The organism is Butyrivibrio sp. M55, assembly GCF_900116865.1.
Classification (GTDB): Bacteria; Bacillota; Clostridia; order Lachnospirales; family Lachnospiraceae; genus Butyrivibrio.
Genome location: NZ_FPCD01000003.1, coordinates 305565 through 323069, shown reverse-complemented (window position 1 = coordinate 323069; position 17505 = coordinate 305565). Strand labels below are relative to the sequence as shown.

Sequence of the window (17505 nt, the reverse complement as noted above, 5' to 3'; positions counted from 1 at the left end):
AATGCCGCAAAGAAGATCTGATTCTTTCTTTGCGGCTTATTTTTTCTTTTTTAATCTTCTACTTTATCAATGGCCTTCTCGGGATGTTCAAGCATCTCCTGCATCGTATGCCATCCTAAAACAGCGCATTTAACTCTTGCAGGCATGTGCCTTACGTCCTGAAGCGAAGCGGCTTCATCAAGAGACTCAATACTCTCTTCGTCCGTAATCTCGCCTTTTATCATACCCATAAAGGTTCCTGCGAGCTTAATCGCTTCTTCCTTGCTCTTTCCGATTATCTGATCAACCATCATATCAACAGAAGCCTGTGATATAGCGCATCCGCTTCCCACGTATTTTCCGTCCGTGATAACACCGTTTTCAACCTTGAGCTGCAATGTAATGTCATCGCCACAGCTTGGGTTTATTCCACGCATTACAAGATCCGGATTTTCTAATTTTCCTTTGTGTACAGGGCGCAGATTATGCTCATTAACTATCTCACGATATAACTGCTTAAGCTCCATATCCCATGACCTCCCTAACCTTTGCAAGTTTCTCCAGGAATATTTTAACCTCTTCTTCTGTATTATAGAAGTACAAACTTGCACGTGCCGTAGATCCTGCTCCGATAAACTGCATAAGTGGCTGAGCACAATGATGGCCTGCTCTTATGCATACATGATCGTCGTTAAGCACTGATGAAATGTCATGCGGGTGTACGCCCTCTATTGTAAATGTCACAATGCCACAATGCTTTGTTGGGTCTTTTGAGCCATATATCTTGATATAAGGGAGTTTTGACATGCCTTCCATAAGAAGTGCCGTAAGCTTCTGCTCCTGCGCCTCTATAGCCTCAAAACCAACATTCTGAAGGTATCTGATTGCTTCAGCAAGTCCAACCGCACCTGATGCGTTTACCGTGCCTGCCTCAAACTTGTGAGGAAGCTCCGCATAAGTGGCATCTGTCCTTGTAACATACTCTATCATTTCTCCGCCGGTAAGGAATGGAGACATATTTTCCAAAAGTTCTTTTCTTCCGTAAAGAACACCTATGCCCATAGGTCCGAGCATCTTGTGTCCGGAGAATGCAAAGAAATCTGCACCGAGTTCCTGTACATTAACTTTCATATGAGGAGTCGACTGAGCGCCGTCTACAACCACAATTGCACCCTTAGACTTAGCATATGCCGCAATCTCTTTTACAGGGTTGGTAACGCCCATAACATTGGATACGTGCCCTATTGCTACAACCTTTGTTCTATCTGTTATCTTGCTCTCGTACTCCTCCTTGGAGATAACACCCTCTTCGTCAGGCTCAAGATACACAAGCTTTGCGTTTTTCTTCTTGCATACCATCTGCCAGGGCAGAATGTTACTGTGATGCTCCATTACGGAAATAACCACTTCATCACCCTCTGACACATTATCAAGGCCATAGCTGTATGCCACGAGGTTAAGTGATTCGGAAGTATTTCTTGTAAAAATAATTTCTTCGGGAGAATTCGCACCTATGAAATCAGCAACGACACGCCTTGAATCTTCGTACATCTCTGTTGCCGCCATACTCCAATCGTATAACCCTCTTAACGGATTGGCATTTGCCGTGCGATAAAAATTTGATATTGCATCCAGAACCTGGTTGGGTCTCTGGGAAGTAGCCGCATTATCAAAATATACATAGTCACCTGAATTTAAAATATCGAAGTCTTTTCGATAATCTCCGATGTTTGCCATTTCTTTTTCCTACCTGTTAAATGATATTCTGAATGTAGAATATAACTCTCTGTTCCAGTTCCTTATCGGGAATCGTTCTTGCAACGCTGTCAAGTCTTGCCCTTATCATCATGCGCTTTGCATTTTCTTCATCGATTCCTCTTGTCTGCATATAGAACAACAAATCTTCGCCAAGCTGTCCTATTGTTGCACCGTGTCTTCCGTCTACATCTTCTTCCTGACAAAGGATCACGGGCATGCTGCGATTTATAACATCAGGACTCAGCATAAGCGTATCTTCCTGCTCATCGCCTGCCGATCCCGAGCTTCCGTTCTTAAAATCAATGGTTCCTCTGAATACCTTTGTCGCGGAATCCATAAGAACTCCCTTTGCGTGCATTACAGAGTTTGTATTTTTTCCTCTCTGGTCTGCAATGTAATTCACATCGAGGAAATTGTCGTATCTTACAAGATAGCCCATATTTGATATGAGCTCAGCCTCTTTTTCTACAAGATTCACAAGACAACCTGTCCATGCCTTCTTGGCACCAAGCTCCAATGTCGTAACACCGATTGATCCGCCCTTAAAACATGCACCGCCGATATCATCAAAATGAATGAACTTATCTCCAAGCATCTGAATCTTATAAAGGTTGATCTTTGCATCTTCTTCAGCAAGAAGTCTTGTGCTGATTCCATGAAAACCGCCAAAATCCTTTTCTGACTCATATGCAAGGATGACGTTTATCTCAGAACCTTTCTTGGCATGAATGACCTGTGATGATATACATCCTTCGCCGTCTTTCATCTTGTACTCTATGATAACGGGTTCGGAAACTTTAACATTTTCCTCAACCGTATAAATATCACACTTAGCACCTGCAGAGATCATAAGCTCGTCTACATCGATTCCCATTCCCGTTCTGATTGCCTGACCGTCGTTTCTTCCCGTCGTATCAGCATTAGGGCCTGCAAAATCGCCTGTGGTGTACATGATCCTGTCTTTATTCTTGATAAAGATCTCGCCCGCTTCCTCAAAATCAACTCCGCGCTTTACATCTACGCCCTGAGGCATCTTGCTTGCATCCGGAGTTTCAAAGCTATCTATTTTTATATCTGATTCGGAAACTGTACTGTCATTGACCTTAAGAAAACCATATGTCAAAACAGGCAGCACATTAACCTTCATGTTCAAATCTTTGTTCATGTGAAGTCCCTTCTCAATGTCCGCTCATCTCAAGCTTAATAAGGTTATTCATCTCAACGGCATACTCAAGCGGAAGTTCCTTTGAAACAGGATTGGCAAATCCGCTTACGATCATCGCCTTAGCTTCTTCCTCACTTATTCCTCTGGACATAAGGTAGAAAATAGCATCATCGCTGATTCTTCCAATCTTAGCCTCGTGTCCTACATCAGCATCATCGGTTCTGATGTCCATTCCCGGAATTGTATCTGCTCTGGAAATGCTGTCTACCATAAGTGAATCACAGGAAACTGACGCTTTTGCCTTTTTAGCTGAACTCTGAATTACAACACTGCTTCTGTATGTTCCTATTCCACCGTCCTTGGAAATGGACTTGGAATTTATAACCGAAGTAGTTCCCACTCCCTGATGTACTACCTTGGCACCTGTATCAAGGTTCTGGCCTTTTCCGGCAAAAGTAATTCCGGTAAATTCCATCTTGGAGTGATCGCCCTTAAGAATTGTCATAGGATAAAGATATCCCGTATGAGATCCAAACGATCCCGATACCCACTCCATGATTCCGTTCTCTTCTATAAGAGCTCTCTTGGTATTAAGGTTATACATATTCTTGGACCAGTTCTCGATTGTGGAATAGCGAAGTCTCGCATTCTTTGCCACAAAGAGCTCAACAGCTCCCGCATGAAGATTGGCCACATTATACTTTGGTGCCGAGCATCCTTCTATGAAGTGAAGATCTGCGCCTTCATCAACAATTATGAGAGTATGCTCAAACTGTCCGGCTCCTGCCGCATTAAGTCTGAAATAAGACTGAAGCGGAATGTCTACCTTAACTCCCTTCGGTACATATACAAATGAGCCTCCGGACCATACCGCTCCGTGAAGCGCTGCAAATTTGTGATCCGTAGGCGGTATAAGAGTCATAAAGTGGCTCTTGATCATATCCGCGTATTCTGTTTTCATTGCGCTCTCAAGATCTGTATAAATAACACCCTGAGCTGCAACCTCGTCTTTTACATTGTGATATACAAGCTCTGAATCATACTGGGCTCCGACACCTGCAAGGGATTCTCTCTCTGCCTGAGGAATACCGAGTCTTTCAAAAGTGTTCTTGATATCTTCCGGAACATCTTCCCAGTTATTCTTCATCTCCGACTTATGTCTTACATAAGATGTTATCCTGTCCATATCAAGGCCTTCTATACTGGGGCCCCACTTTGGCATTTCCATCTCGTTGTATATCTTTAAGCACTTAAGTCTGAAATCCCTCATCCATTCAGGATCGTGCTTTTCTGCAGAAACCTTTAATACGGTTTCCTCATCAAGACCTTCCTCCATCCTGTAGAAGTCTTTTTCTGTCTCTATATCCTTAAATTCATATGCGCTGCGGTCTATCTCAACCACTTTCTGTTTGTTATCGCTCATATCAATCCTCTGTTATCCGGCCAATTATTACGCTTCTGAGATAAACTTCTCAAATCCGTTAGCATTGATCTCATCAACCAAAGATCCGTCACCTGTGCATACAAGATTACCCTTAACAAGCACATGTGTATAATCAACATGCAATGACTCAAGAATCTTGGTGCTGTGTGTGATTATAAGCAGTGCTCCGTCTTTTTTCTTCTGATACTCCTGAATGCCCTTAGATACTGTTCTTACAGCATCAACGTCAAGTCCTGAGTCTGTCTCATCGAGAATCGCAAGTTTGGGATTGAGCATAAGAAGCTGAAGAATCTCTGCCTTTTTCTTCTCACCGCCTGAAAAACCAACGTTAAGGTCTCTGTCAGCGTAAGCCTCGTCCATAGAAAGAACTTCCATAGCAGCCTTAAGTGACTTCTGGAAAGCCATAAGCTTTACAGGCGCACCTGTCTGGGCATGAAAAGAATTTCTTATAAAACTGCTGAGTGAAATTCCGGGAATCTCATAAGGATTCTGGAATGACAGGAACATTCCTGCCTTTGCTCTCTTGTCTGCAGAAATATCGGTAATATCCTGTCCGTCAAAAAGAATATTTCCCTCTGTCACACAATAATGAGGATTTCCCATAAGAGAATATCCAAGTGTGGACTTTCCTGCGCCGTTTGGTCCCATGAGAACATGAGTCTCTCCGGGCTTTATATCTAAATTGATCTTGTGCAGAATCGGCAACTCGTTATCTATTGATACAGATAAGTTTTTTACCTGTAATAAAGACGCATCTGACATGATAAATTTCCTTTCCGTGTTTTCCTACCAACTTAGTAGGAAATATGATAACACCGCAAATTTGTATTGTCAATTTAAAAACAATGTAAAGTTTATCATAAAACCCCTTGACATACCATACAAAAGTAATTAAAATACAATCTTGTCAGTACCGTGCGGGTGTAGTTCAATGGTAGAACACTAGCCTTCCAAGCTAGATACGTGGGTTCGATTCCCATCACCCGCTTTACTGATTTTTTTTTACCCTTTTTTCTTTCTTATACAGCAAGGAGTTAATTCATGGAACTTATCATCGATGTTGTCATGGACGCGCTTATCGATTCTCTTAAGATACTCCCCTTTCTTTTTATAACCTACCTTTTAATGGAATATCTGGAGCACAAGACTCAGGAATATACGTCTGCGATTGTCCAAAAAACAGAATACTTCGGACCTTTGTGGGGCGGACTGATCGGCGTTTTTCCGCAGTGCGGATTTTCAGCCGCAGCTTCCAATCTCTACGCAGGCAGAGTTATAACACTCGGAACTCTTATAGCGATCTATCTTTCAACTTCGGATGAGATGATTCCGCTTTTTATATCAGAACAGGTTCCAGCCGGAATTATGATAAAGATACTGATCATCAAGGCAGTCATCGGAATCATCGCAGGCTTTGTCATTGATGCAGTTGTTCACTGGCACCATCTTACTCATAATAAAAGACTCGACGATCCGGTTCAGATAAATGCTCTGTGCGAAAAAGAACATTGTCACTGCGAAGAGGACGACCACAGCGGCTTTATCGGAATTGTAAAATCCGCATTTGTTCATACGATACACATTTTTGCTTTTGTTCTTGTTCTTACTTTGATATTGGGATTTGCGATCGAGCTTATCGGAGAAGATAAGTTATCTGAACTTCTTAAGACAAGTCCGGTGCTCAGCCACCTTCTTGCGGGAATTATCGGTCTTATCCCCAATTGTGCGGCATCTGTCATAATTACAACTTTGTATCTTGATAAGATGATCACTCTCGGAACAATGATGTCAGGCCTCTTAGTCGGAGCCGGAATCGGACTTTTGGTATTATTCAGAGTTAATGATGAAAAAAAAGAAAATATAAGAATAGCAATTCTTCTGTTCCTTATCGGAACTGTCACAGGCGCTTTGCTTGATGTTCTTGGAATCGCATTATAAAGAAATAAAAAAATTCCCCGATGCATATGCACCGGGGCTTTTTTATGTACTGACTAAAGCAATTGATTAAACTAGTGTTACCTGTTGTTTAATAAATCTAATTGAATTAGCTATTATTATTTTGCTGATGAAGCCTCTGCTGAAGCGTCTGAAGATGCCTCAGATGAAGCGTCTGATGAAGCGTCTGAAGATGCATCAGATGAAGCGTCTGTAGCTGCTTCTGTTGTCTCTTCTGTAGCAGCCTCTTCTACTGAGAAAGCTTCTACAGATGCTTCTACAGATGTAGCCTCTGTTGAAGCCTCTTCTGCTGCCTCACCGCAACCAGCAAGAACTGCTGCTGAAAGTGTTAAAACTGAAAGTAATGTAACGATATTCTTCTTCATAATATATTCTCCTCTTTTCTGCATACTTTGCAATTACGAATTATTGCAAACAATTGCTTCAGTACAGTTATAGATTATATATTGTGAATAGAATAATGTCACCGACAAATCGACGCATAATATCTTAAGATTTCCTTAATATTTTGTGCAATTCTCACAAATTTTATTGATTTTGGATGTCCGCCACCCCTCCGCCGGCCGACTTATCATAGCTTAGTGTTATGAATATTCCATCTCTTGATGCCTGGTTAAAGTCCCCGCAGACAAACGTAAATGAGTTGCCCCCGTCATCTTTTATAACAATTTCCCACTGCGTACTGTCTATTCTGATATCAAGATCAACACCCACAAGTGTGTATCCCGCAGCAAGCGTAACTCCCTCATCAAGCAGATTTGCAGAGTATGCATCACTTGTAAGATCATGAAGCATCATCTCTGTTATCATGAAATCCGTATTATTTATAATAGTTGCATTTATCATAGCCTCTCTTTGGGCTGCTTCTCTCTTAGCATTATCTTCAGCAAGTTTTGCATCAAGTGTTGCCTGTATGCCCCGATATTCAGTAGTAAGTTCCGTCATCTTCGGACCATAATACTCAAGCATACTATTGCTCATTTTACTGAAATCCTTATTCTCAATAACAGATTCTTTTTGCGCAAGCTCATCAAGAGTTCCTTTAAGGCTTGAATCTGTTATATCAAGGTACGTATTCTCCGCATTATTTTTGGCCTCAATAAGTTCTGCTTTTAATGCCTCGGCCTCACTTAACTTTTCAGCCGAAGGTTTACACGCAACAAGCAGGAGCGCCATAATAAGCGTTCCTGCTCCGCTAATTAACTTGCCACTTTTCATATCTTGTCCCCCGATTCGTTTTCTGCGTACTCGGGCTCATTGTAATAGTAATCCATGATAAGTGCAACTACATGACAATAACTTACTTTTCCTGAAAGCACTCCGTTCACTTTAAGATTAGTATCTATGAAGGTTTCAGCCGCTTTTTTCACCGTAGCCGTCTTAACTACAGCCTTCTTCTCAACTTCAACCCACGCTTCCTTTGTAAGGAACTGGTTGTCATACTTTACCCTGTCAGAAATCTTCACGTGTGAATTGTATTCCTGCTTGCTGACAGCGTTATAAAAATCATTATTTATATAATTAAGAACTCCCAAATATCCGCTGTATCTAAATACTACGTCATCAGATTTTACACAGGCAAGAAATCCCAGGAAGTTTGCTTCATCTTCATATATGTATCCGTGGGTATGTGCAAGTTCATGACACATCGTAAACGGCTTATTCATTATAGACATCGTATCATTATAGTTTGCTTCCATCGAGAACGGGAAATAATAACCCTGCATGTACTGCTGACTCATAAATCCCGAGAAATGAAGCGGCTTTGGCGTCACATAATATCCACCAAGTCTTGGAAACTCTCCTTCAAGATTCTTCATTGCAAGGATGGCCTGCTCCTGCATGTTTCCGCTATATATAACATTTCCTCTCTCGTCATGCGGTACCTGCTCTGCGAGTTCATTACATCTTCGAACCACGATGTCTCTAAGCTCTGCAAGCTGAGCAAGATCATATTCCTTGGTAAATCCCGTCTCTGTCACTTTAAGTTTTGATGTGTGGTACAGAACAAAGCAATTAAGCGACATTATCGTGCATACAATCGCCATCATAATGGGCGACACTCTGTGAAGGATTCCCGAAATCCTATTGAATACTTTTTCTGCGGAAAAGAAGCTTTGGCTCTTGTTTATCGCAAACTTTGAATATATCCAAAACACGGTGTGTACGCCTATAAACAGAATTGCAAAAGCCGTAAACAAAACGATAAATACCAGCATGATCTCGCCTACAGAAAAAGCAACCTTACTTGTGAGTGCTCCATATACCGATGTTATCTTCGGATATATATTCGTGACGTAGAAGTCAGAAAAGGCCGCACTTTTCCATGCGGCCAAATTAAAGATAAAACAAAATGCCATTATTAAGGTTATTTTTAAGGAGAATACTTTTTTTCCGTGCATTTTTCTGACTCCCTGTTTCCAAAAATTCATTTATGAATATTCTACATTAAAAATATGGACTGAAAATGACCAAACTATTGAAAAATCGTTCATATTTTATACATATATTTGTTTTTAAATTTCTTTAATCCTTCTCCCAATATGGTAAAATTATCTTGAAAAGGAAATCCCTTTGCGGAGGTTCACATATGCGACTGCTTCTTGCTGATGACGAAAAAGAATTATCCAACGCTCTCGTAGCTATATTGAAACACAGCAGCTACACGGTAGATGCTGTCTACAACGGGACGGATGCCTTAGACTACGCACTTACGGGAAACTACGACGGAATAATCCTGGACATTATGATGCCCGGACTTGATGGAACGGAGGTCCTTAAAAAGCTGCGAACCGGAGGAATATCTACTCCCGTTCTTTTTTTGACCGCAAAATCCGAAGTTGATGACCGTATAAAAGGTCTGGATCTTGGCGCCGATGACTACCTGACCAAACCCTTCGACATGGGGGAACTTCTTGCCAGAGTTCGTGCAATGCTTCGAAGGAAATCAGATTTTTCACCGGTCAACCTGACATGCGGAAACCTGACCCTTGATAGAAACGTATATGAACTGTCCACTCCGAATCACAAGCGGATAAGGCTTGCCGGACGCGAATTCCAGATGATGGAAATGCTCATGGATAATCCGGGAAGAATAGTCTCCGTTGATACCTTCATGTCACATATCTGGTCTGACGGTGAGGCCGACGTCAATGTGGTATGGGTTAACATCTCAAACCTTCGAAAAAAGATCCTTTCTCTTCACGCAAACTGCGAAATAAAGGCTTGCAGAGGAGTCGGATATTCAATAAGTGAGAAAAAACCAGGTAAACCGGAGCTGTAAGATGGTAAATAAATTAAGAAAAAAGTTTGTTATAACCGCAATTTTATCACTGCTCCTGATTCTTGTTACAATGATCGGCATCATAAATGCCATCAACATGCATCAGGTAGTTTCTGATGCAGACAACATGCTGGCTATTCTCTCATCAAATAACGGATACTTTCCGGCAAAGATTCTTTATAACAAAGCACCGAAAGTCTCTTTTTCCAAAAATAACTCCGGCTCTTTTGATTGGGATGTGATCAACTCCAATCATTCGGCTGAGTCGCCCTATCAGGCACGATATTTCTGGGTAAAAATGGATTCATATGCCAATACGATCAGGATAAATACCGTGCACATTGCATCCGTCTCACACGATATAGCTGAGGAATACGCAAAAGACCTGTACTTTTCAAACTCGAGAAAGCTCGGATTTTATCATTCCTACAGATATCTGATATCAGATGCCGAAGACGGCACGAAACTACTGCTGTTTCTGGACCTTAGTACCGCGATAATAAACGCCAAGCATCTAATGATCCAATCGCTGGCAATCGGCGTACTTGCACTTATTGCCATGTTTATTCTGGTATTTCTTTTTTCCGGACAGGCTGTTGCACCTGCCGTTGAATCCTTGGAGAAGCAAAAGAGATTTATCACGGATGCAGGTCACGAGCTCAAAACTCCTCTCGCCGTAATATCCGCAAACATCGATGTTCTTGAGCTTGAGCAGGGCAAAAACGAATGGACTACGAGCATACGGAATCAGCTAAAGCGCATGAACAGCCTTGTAAAAAACATGCTGACTCTTTCAAGAATGGACGAAGAGCGCATGCACGTTGTGTTTACCGACTTTGATCTTAGTGAAACACTCAAAGATGCAGCAGTTTCTTTTGAACCGATCGCGGAATCACAGGAGAAAAACTACAAGATTGATATTCCGGACGGAATACATATTGTAGGTAACAAAAGCTCAATGAACCAGCTCGCCTGCCTGCTTATAGACAACGCTTTTAAATATTCGTCTTCATACGGAAGCATCCACGTGCTGTTATCTGTGAATAAGCACATTGTCTTTGAAGTTTCCAATACCTGTGATACAATTCCTTACGGTAATCTGGACAGGCTCTTTGACCGTTTCTACAGAGCCGACTTATCAAGAAGCAGGGAAACGGGCGGATACGGCATAGGTCTTTCCGTTGCAAGGGCTATCGCCACTTCCCACGGCGGAACAATTGAAGCGCTACGCGACGGCGACAAAATAATAAGATTTGTTGTTACCCTTCCGAAACAGCAACCAAAAAATACACAAAAGAATAAATAAGGTGCTATGAATACTACACTTAAGATAATACATGAAGATAATGACATTATTGTTTGCCACAAGCCTGCCGGAATGGCGACAGAAGGCGCTACGGTCGGCAAGATGGACCTTGTGAGCAGCATTCGTAATTATCTTGCACGCAAAAACAGAGTGGCCGGTAAGACCGGCAAGCCTCCATACGTCGGAACCCTCTACAGACTCGATCAGCCCGTAGAGGGTGTCGTTGTTGTTGCAAAAAATAAAGCGGCAGCCACTTTTATCGCCAAGCAGATAAAAGAACACACCACCGACAAGTACTACTATGCCCTTTGCTACGGAAACGTGGCAAACGACGCCGGACATCTTGAAGATCTTCTTGTAAGAAAACAGAACGATGGCCTGGCGCTCGTAGTGAGTAGAAAGGAGGCAAACTCACTAAAGAACCAGACCATCATCCTGGGTAAGGGCCAAGAACAGCGTATTTTTTCCGGAGAGATAAAGAAAGCTGTTCTCGACTATGAGGTTATGCAAAGAGATGAAAACTCATCGCTTTTGAAAATAAAGCTTCAGACCGGGCGTTTCCACCAGATCAGGGTACAACTTGCTCACATGGGACACCCCATCCTCGGCGATAGGAAATACGGAACAAAAGAGTCCTTTGAGTATTCCGAAAAAGTAGGAAAGACCAACGTGTGTCTTGCCTGCTACCGATTTGGTTTCGTGCATCCTTCGAGCAAGAAAAAAGTGTTTTTCGAGATTACAATTCCTCAGTCTTTGAAGCTATAGACCTTGAACAGATAATCTCCAGATTTCCGTTTCTTTCGCGCATTTCGTCGAGCATGCTCTTTGTTGAAGCTTTTGCTCTCAATACTACTTTGTAGCTAAGTCTGTAAAGGCTTCCCATTGCTGTGGTCCTTACTTCCATCAGCTCAGCCTTGTTAGTGTATCTTTCAAATATGTCATCAAATATTCCTTCAAAATCCAGTCCCTCGGGAACTGTGATCTTAAGATATTTTTCTCCGTTAGCACCATTAAACATGTTAATGTTTGAAAAGATCAGGTTTGCAAGTGTGATAATAACTACGAAGATTACCGCTATACCGATATATCCCATTCCGGTTGCCAAACCTGCCGCCATTGAAAGGAATATGCTAGTTATCTCTTTTCCCGAACCCGGTGCAGATCTGAAGCGGATCAGTGAAAACGCTCCTGCCACCGCAACTCCGGCTCCGATGTTTCCGTTAACCAACATGATGATAACCTGTACTATCGCCGGTATCAGTGCCAACGCCATTACAAAGCTACCGGTGTAATCGTTTTTTATGGTGTACATAAACGCTATATATACGCCAATTGCCAAAGAACATAGAATAGAGATAATAAATGTCAAACCTGTAATCGTGCCGTTAGGCATTATTGTGCCGAAAACTATGTCTGTCGTTGTCATGCTGTCAATACTCCCTTCAACTTGTCATTATGTCTTTGTCATACTGCTCTACGCAGTGCAACAATCTTAGATTTGTCTTCTTTCTTAGGTATGATACCTTTGCGGGCCATTTCAGTCGTCTGGCCATACATGTACTCAAGATATCCTCTTCCGTACTTGGAAAAAGATGTCTTTCTGATATTAAGCTCGTCAAGAATATTAGCCAGTTCGGGAGACATAGCTCCTGCGATCTTAAGCTCCATAAGATGCTGTCCCGGAAGCAAGATCTCGTGTCCGGCATTACCCTCCTTGAGACTAAGCTTATCGGTTCTCCATCTGATATTTGTATCAAATGTGATCCTAAGTTCAGGGTCATTTATCCCCACCATCGCGATACGGTCATACGAAATAACCATCGCGGGTGCAAGCCCCTTGTAATACTTAAGGAAATAGTCTATCTCATTGGAAATCTGAGACTTTTCCTTTGGCTCCTTATGATTCATAAGGTAGTCAACCGCTTCTGAATATGGCATTGAAATTCTTCTTTTGTAGACAACTCCCTCAAACTTTTTCTTGATCTCAATAAAAGATGTTGTGTCATCTTTGGCCGTTCCATAACTTCTAAGACGAAGTTTCTCCTTATAAACGGGCTTCTCCAAAGATCTTTCGATCAGTTTAAAGTCAGGTGTATCAAAATAAATGTTCTGGATGGAAGTCTTACCATAGCTGTCCACTTTGGCCATATTCTCAAGCTTTTTCATGAGCTTTGTATATTGCTCATCATCAAGCAGATATTTAACTTCAATTCTTTGAAACACATCTTTGAACCCTGCCATTCCTTCTCCTTTCCGAATGAATTTTTCACCTCCCTAAAAATTTTATTAGCCGAACCTAAAAATAACTTAAAAAAGAAATAAATAGTTCGCAATCATGTTAATAATCATGTTATAATAGAAGGGAAACATCGGCTGTCTTTTACGGAAAAAAGCGAGGTGCCTATGTACAAAAAGGGTGATAAAGTCATTTTACTTGATTACAGCGGAAAACCCGTTGTTCCCAACATTGTTGCAGTCATAGAAGATGTTTACGGCGATGACAGAGTCAGACTCTTATTGCCTGATAACGGCTGCTGTTTGGAATTTGTCGACAGATTTAAAAAGATCGACGACAAGAAGTACGACCGGATCCTTCACACAGTTAAAGAAAGTGAGAAAAATCTTCCGGTAGATCTGCAGTTAGACATTAGAAAATTTGCTGCAAAACATCCCCGCCGCAGAAAAGATGAGATACTGAATATGTTTGACCAGGATAAGCGCTATATCTCTATTCTCCAAGCTTATTCAGGTCGTGTAATGATGTATGGAGAAGAGAATATAAACGAACATTTCCTCTATGAATATAATGACGCCGTCAGAGGCATCATTAAGACAAGAACTTTTTTCCATGAACTTGATGAATCAATCCCCGTTCCCGACCTGTGATTCGCCGCTGTTTGCTATATACAGCCCAAGTCCCAGACAGATGAACGCATACGGTGTTGATAACACCTGGGAAAAAGATACCATTCCGTTAAGATAATATGAAACTATAGGGAGCGCGCAGATGATAGCTGCGGGCCCCTTTTCTTTATTGCATTTCTTAAGGCTTGCAAGTACGTAAAAAGCAATAAACAGCATTCCTACAAGTCCCGCAAGTCCGCCTTCAATAAGCTCAGTAAGGAAAATACTGTGCGCGTTGGTAAGTCTGTTTTCACCAAACTCATTTATAAGAAGCTCCGCGCGTACGGGCTTTGAATAAGCATAAGCACTAAAGCAGTCTCTTCCCACACCTACAACTTTCCTAAATGATGGGAGCTCTTTGTACATATCAAGCGTAACGCGCCATATTGTGCCGCGTCCGTTCCCCGCAAGGTCATCAAACCTTACTATCACATACGCAAGTCCCAATGTTGCTATAATGCAGACGAAAGTCTTGTATATCTTTCTGTATTTTTCGCCGCGCAAGCTGCTCTCTTCGCTCTCTTTGGAAAGCGAGACTATCATATATAACAAAAGTCCCACGGTCATAAAGAATATTCCGCCGTTCATGTCGCAGATCCTGATGAGAATATTGTCAGAATATGTATATTTTCCGGGAAAGATTCCCAATAAGATCTTAACCTCGAACATAGCAAGGCCAAGAATAAAGAGCTGTATCATAAGTGCCTGCAGTCTCTCTTTTTCATAGAGGCAGTACCAGATAAGAAGGCCGTATGTGCCGATCAGGGTCAAAAGAGCACTGTCGCTTCCCTGAACAAACAGAGCCATTAGGACAGCCACGCTGTAGAAGCTCCAAAAGTAGAACTGCTTTCCAAAAAGCTCACGTGTCACAGCAAAGCCAATTCCAAGAGGCGCAAATATAGAAAGATATCCCGCATACCAGTTGATGTTTCCAACACACGCCAAAAATGACGGATCTGTACCCGAAACGCTGAGGATATTCACGCCAAAGCGCTCCGCTATAACAAGAATAGCAATAACAAAGGGGGTAAGGAATATCGCAGCAAGAAGATATCCGTTGATAACGATTCCTTCCGAATAGACAAAACAGAAGAACATCATCAGGATAAACGTGATAAATCCCGTTCGCCATCCTTCAAGTCCCCAGAAGCTTACTTTGTGATCGATGGAAAAAGCGAGATTTATAAGATTAAGGCAGAGAAATACTTTAAACAGGTTTCGTATCTCCGATTTCTCCACGCCTTTTTCGATAAACTCAGAAATGTACGCAAAAATAATAAGCCCCGCAATGGCAGCGCTTATTATCATGTATATATTCCACTTTTCCTCTCCGAGCATGTAATACCCGTCCTTCATATAGATAGGAAGGATCGTAGAAAGCATTATCAGATAAAATGTCAAAAGAATCTTTCTATACTGCATAGCACATAATCAAACCTTAAATCTGTAACCAACTCCCCAGATTGTTTCTATGTACTGAGGATTTGATGTGTCGTATTCAATCTTCTCACGGATTTTTTTGATATGAACGGTTACCGTCGCGATATCACCGATGGAATCCATGTTCCAGATCTTTCTGAAAAGTTCTTCCTTGGTAAATACGTGGTTGGGGTTCTCTGCAAGGAATGTGAGAAGATCGAACTCTTTTGTGGTAAAACTCTTTTCCTCATCATCCACATATACTCTTCTTGCAGTCTTGTCGATCTTAAGACCTCTGATCTCAACAAAGTCATTGCTCTCATGTCCCGATCCGACAAGTCTTGAGTATCTTGCCATATGTGCCTTAACACGCGCAACAAGTTCCGAAGGGCTGAAAGGCTTTGTGATATAATCATCGGCTCCAAGTCCCAGTCCTCTTATTTTATCGATGTCATCCTTCTTGGCGGAAACCATGAGGATAGGCACATCTTTCTTTTCCCTTATGTGCTTACAAACTTCGAATCCGTCCATACCCGGAAGCATGAGATCCAGGATAACAAGATCGAATTCCTCAGCAAGTGCTGTGCGAAGTCCCGCATCTCCCGTATTCTCGATAGCCACCTCAAAGTCGCTTAGTTCCAAATAGTCTTTCTCAAGGTCAGCAATCGCCTCTTCATCCTCAACAATAAGTATTCTGCTCATACACTCTTCTGCCTTTCTTTAAGTATTATGGTCAACTGTAACTGTTTCGGAACCGCCTGCAAATTCAATGTACTTTCTGAGCACGAAATGCATACACGTTCCCTCTCCCTCATGGCTTGTTGCCCATATATATCCGCCATGATCTTCTATAATCTTCTTTACGATAGAAAGACCTATTCCGCTTCCTCCCTGCTTGGAATTTCTGGAAGCATCCGTTCTGTAGAATCTGTCGAAGATATTCGGAATGTCTTTCTGGGCTATACCCTTTCCGTTATCTTCAAGTTCAACGCGGATCGAATCGACTTCGTCCAATATCCTTATGTCGATCTGTCCCGTTCCGTCATCCCTGTCGAGATACTTAACACTGTTGCTCACTATGTTGTTCACAACTCTCTTAAGCTGCTCGGGATCTGCAACTATCTGCGTATCGGGCCCCGTTAAGTTCGAATAATTAAGCTTTATCGACTTGCTCTCAAGGTCTGCACCGATTTCTTCAATACAATCTCCGAAATACTCCGCAACATTGAGTTTTACAAAGTTATACGGAATTCTGTTGTTGTCGATACTGGAGTAAAGAGTCAGCTCATTTATAAGATTATTCATATCATTCGCCTTGTTATAAATAATCTTAACGTACTTGTGCTGCATCTCGGGATTGGCTGCAACGCCCTCCATAAGTCCCTGTGAATATCCTTTTATGGCAGTTATTGGAGTCTTAAGATCGTGAGAAATATTGCTTATAAGCTCTCTGTTCTGCCGTTCTCGTTCTATCTTTTCTTCTGCGGATTCCTTGAGTCTAAGGCGCATGTCCTCGTAGTTTCTGTAGATAGCACCTATCTCGCCCTTCTCTTTGATATCCGTCGGAAGTATATAATCAAAGTTACCGTCCTTGATGTGCTGCATTGCAATATTAAGCTCATCTATGGGTTTGAAAAAACTTCTTCCTATCCATGTCGTAAGCAAGATACTCGTAAGTAAAAGAATTATTACTATCGACACGGTCATATATATAATAAGAGATTTGGGAAATTCCGCTTTTATTCCTGAAATGATATAAAGACTTCCGGGTTCCCCTGTTGAAAAAATAAAATTATACTGTCTTACAAATAATTTGGACTCCGGTAATACAAATATACTGTTTCCGCCGCCTCCGGTGTTAAGTTCTTGTATAATACTCTCGGCAGCTTCCTTATTTTCACCGGCAACGTAAAAATCTACGTCCCCTCTTTTTACAATTATATATGAATATAAAGAGGCCACTTTTTCATCAATGCTCTGAAGCACTTCCGGATTTTCCAAAATAAAAGGATGAACCAGTCGTTCCTCTTCTATATGCTTTATTAATTCATCCGTTCCCATTGCAAAAGCTTCGATAGGATTTGAGACCATATTGTAATCGACGGCCCCTGAATGTTCCTGAGTCGCCTGTTGTTTACGTACAATATACCTTCCACCCATTAAGAACATTCCAAATGCAAGGAAAAGAGGAAATATAACAATCACCACTGAAGTGATAATGAGTTTCGTACGGAATCGCATAATAACCCCCTACTTATTTTTAGTATACCATATTTTGTAAACAAGTGTGC

At 41.7% G+C, this 17505-nt stretch carries 18 protein-coding genes and 1 tRNA gene; 6 read left to right on the top strand and 13 right to left on the bottom strand.

The features are described 5' to 3' along the window. Window positions 1-50: 50 nt before the first annotated feature. The 5 genes from sufU to sufC are packed head-to-tail and all read right to left on the bottom strand — an operon-like array spanning window position 51 to window position 5108. A complete protein-coding gene (gene sufU, locus BM398_RS05710; protein ID WP_092336804.1) occupies window positions 51-506 on the bottom strand; it encodes a Fe-S cluster assembly sulfur transfer protein SufU in 456 nt (151 codons plus the stop codon). Beyond that, window positions 496-1716 (bottom strand): aminotransferase class V-fold PLP-dependent enzyme, encoded by a 1221-nt coding sequence (locus BM398_RS05705; protein WP_092336803.1) that lies wholly within the window; start codon window positions 1714-1716, stop codon window positions 496-498. Before BM398_RS05705 ends, sufU begins: the two co-directional genes overlap by 11 nt. A 16-nt stretch (window positions 1717-1732) precedes the next feature. Continuing rightward, a complete protein-coding gene (locus tag BM398_RS05700; RefSeq protein WP_092336802.1) occupies window positions 1733-2902 on the bottom strand; it encodes a SufB/SufD family protein in 1170 nt (389 codons plus the stop codon). Window positions 2903-2915: 13 nt separating this feature from the next. Next, window positions 2916-4325 carry a Fe-S cluster assembly protein SufB gene (gene sufB / locus BM398_RS05695; protein ID WP_092336801.1) on the bottom strand — a complete coding sequence of 470 codons (1410 nt, stop codon included), beginning with the start codon at window positions 4323-4325 and terminating at the stop codon, window positions 2916-2918. Window positions 4326-4352: 27 nt separating this feature from the next. After that, a complete protein-coding gene (sufC, locus tag BM398_RS05690; protein ID WP_092336800.1) occupies window positions 4353-5108 on the bottom strand; it encodes a Fe-S cluster assembly ATPase SufC in 756 nt (251 codons plus the stop codon). A gap of 155 nt (window positions 5109-5263) precedes the next feature. Here sufC and BM398_RS05685 point away from each other — a divergent pair. Next, window positions 5264-5334: transfer RNA gene (locus tag BM398_RS05685), tRNA-Gly, on the top strand. Window positions 5335-5387: 53 nt separating this feature from the next. Continuing rightward, complete coding sequence (locus tag BM398_RS05680; RefSeq protein ID WP_092336799.1) at window positions 5388-6284, top strand: putative manganese transporter; 897 nt, start codon at window positions 5388-5390, stop codon at window positions 6282-6284. Between the two features lie 116 nt (window positions 6285-6400). Here the strand turns inward: BM398_RS05680 and BM398_RS05675 are convergent, their stop codons facing one another. The 3 genes from BM398_RS05675 to BM398_RS05665 all read right to left on the bottom strand — a co-directional run bounded on the left by BM398_RS05675 (window position 6401) and on the right by BM398_RS05665 (window position 8704). Beyond that, window positions 6401-6667 carry a hypothetical protein gene (locus BM398_RS05675; RefSeq protein WP_092336798.1) on the bottom strand — a complete coding sequence of 89 codons (267 nt, stop codon included), beginning with the start codon at window positions 6665-6667 and terminating at the stop codon, window positions 6401-6403. Window positions 6668-6830: 163 nt separating this feature from the next. Continuing rightward, window positions 6831-7520, bottom strand: coding sequence for a hypothetical protein (locus tag BM398_RS05670; RefSeq protein WP_092336797.1), 690 nt, complete (start codon window positions 7518-7520; stop codon window positions 6831-6833). Next, complete coding sequence (locus BM398_RS05665; protein ID WP_175531853.1) at window positions 7517-8704, bottom strand: DUF3810 domain-containing protein; 1188 nt, start codon at window positions 8702-8704, stop codon at window positions 7517-7519. Before BM398_RS05665 ends, BM398_RS05670 begins: the two co-directional genes overlap by 4 nt. A 188-nt stretch (window positions 8705-8892) precedes the next feature. Here BM398_RS05665 and BM398_RS05660 point away from each other — a divergent pair, with 188 nt between their 5' ends. The 3 genes from BM398_RS05660 to BM398_RS05650 are packed head-to-tail and all read left to right on the top strand — an operon-like array spanning window position 8893 to window position 11656. After that, a complete protein-coding gene (locus BM398_RS05660) occupies window positions 8893-9585 on the top strand; it encodes a response regulator transcription factor (RefSeq protein WP_092336795.1) in 693 nt (230 codons plus the stop codon). A 1-nt stretch (window position 9586) separates the two neighbouring features. Continuing rightward, on the top strand, window positions 9587-10891 hold the full coding sequence (locus BM398_RS05655; RefSeq protein WP_092336794.1) for a sensor histidine kinase: 1305 nt from the start codon (window positions 9587-9589) through the stop codon (window positions 10889-10891). 6 nt (window positions 10892-10897) lie between these two features. Beyond that, window positions 10898-11656 carry an RluA family pseudouridine synthase gene (locus BM398_RS05650; RefSeq protein WP_092336793.1) on the top strand — a complete coding sequence of 253 codons (759 nt, stop codon included), beginning with the start codon at window positions 10898-10900 and terminating at the stop codon, window positions 11654-11656. On the opposite strand, the gene BM398_RS05645 is transcribed toward BM398_RS05650, so the two are convergent. Together BM398_RS05645 and BM398_RS05640 are read right to left on the bottom strand one after the other, a co-directional pair. After that, window positions 11628-12317 (bottom strand): DUF4956 domain-containing protein, encoded by a 690-nt coding sequence (locus BM398_RS05645; RefSeq protein WP_092336792.1) that lies wholly within the window; start codon window positions 12315-12317, stop codon window positions 11628-11630. The genes BM398_RS05650 and BM398_RS05645 overlap by 29 nt on opposite strands. Window positions 12318-12355: 38 nt before the next feature. Then, on the bottom strand, window positions 12356-13132 hold the full coding sequence (locus tag BM398_RS05640; protein ID WP_092336791.1) for a polyphosphate polymerase domain-containing protein: 777 nt from the start codon (window positions 13130-13132) through the stop codon (window positions 12356-12358). Window positions 13133-13294: 162 nt separating this feature from the next. Here BM398_RS05640 and BM398_RS05635 point away from each other — a divergent pair, with 162 nt between their 5' ends. After that, on the top strand, window positions 13295-13777 hold the full coding sequence (locus BM398_RS05635) for a hypothetical protein (protein ID WP_092336790.1): 483 nt from the start codon (window positions 13295-13297) through the stop codon (window positions 13775-13777). Here BM398_RS05635 and BM398_RS05630 read toward each other — a convergent pair. The 3 genes from BM398_RS05630 to BM398_RS05620 are packed head-to-tail and all read right to left on the bottom strand — an operon-like array spanning window position 13754 to window position 17455. After that, complete coding sequence (locus tag BM398_RS05630; RefSeq protein ID WP_092336789.1) at window positions 13754-15217, bottom strand: O-antigen ligase family protein; 1464 nt, start codon at window positions 15215-15217, stop codon at window positions 13754-13756. The two genes, BM398_RS05635 and BM398_RS05630, sit on opposite strands and share 24 nt — an antisense overlap. 9 nt (window positions 15218-15226) lie before the next feature. Beyond that, window positions 15227-15916 (bottom strand): response regulator transcription factor, encoded by a 690-nt coding sequence (locus BM398_RS05625; RefSeq protein ID WP_026656260.1) that lies wholly within the window; start codon window positions 15914-15916, stop codon window positions 15227-15229. An 18-nt stretch (window positions 15917-15934) separates the two neighbouring features. Further along, window positions 15935-17455, bottom strand: a complete 1521-nt coding sequence (locus BM398_RS05620; protein WP_092336788.1) for a sensor histidine kinase — start codon at window positions 17453-17455, stop codon at window positions 15935-15937. Window positions 17456-17505: the final 50 nt, after the last annotated feature.